This window comes from Mesorhizobium sp. WSM4836 (assembly GCF_055811815.1).
In genome coordinates, this window is record NZ_JBVVQF010000086.1 from 1 (window position 1) to 602 (window position 602).

1 protein-coding gene is annotated in these 602 nt (G+C 65.9%); it reads left to right on the forward strand.

The genetic code is table 11. The features are described 5' to 3' along the window. Positions 1-602 (forward strand): efflux RND transporter permease subunit (locus AC0L2P_RS32190; protein WP_473507244.1); only part of this gene is annotated, 602 nt, incomplete at both ends.

Genomic DNA, 602 nt, shown 5'->3' on the forward strand with positions numbered 1-602 from the left:
GTGCTTGTCCTCACCGTGGCGCTGTTGTTCGGCGTCGGCTACGCCTATTCGAAATTCGGCGCCGGCGTCGAATTCTTCCCGAATGTCGAGCCTGACTACGGCCTGCTCTATGTCCACGCCCGCGGCAATCTTTCACTTGCCGAAATGGACGCGGCCACCAAGACGGCAGAAAACCGGCTGCTCGGCTGGCCGGGCGTGAAGTCTGTCTATACCCGTGTCGGCAAGACGCGGGGCGGCGGCCAGGACGTTCCGGAGGACGTGGTCGGCGTGATCCAGTACGAATTCGTCGACTGGCGCGAACGTAAATCGGCGAACTCAATCCTCGACGAACTGCGCGGCGTGATGGCCGGCATTCCCGGTGTCGACGTCGAGGTTCGCGTGCCGGAAGCCGGCCCGCCTACCGGCAAGCCGATCCAGATCAGGCTTTCGGCCGTCGATCCGAAGGGCCTTGACGACAAGGCCCGCGCCGTTGCCGCGCGCATTGCCAAGGTGCCCGGCGTCATCGATATTTCCGACGGTCTGGCGCCGCCCGGCGTCGACTGGGCGCTCGAGGTCGATCGCGCCAAGGCGGCGCAGTACGGCATCAGCCCGACCGCGGTCGG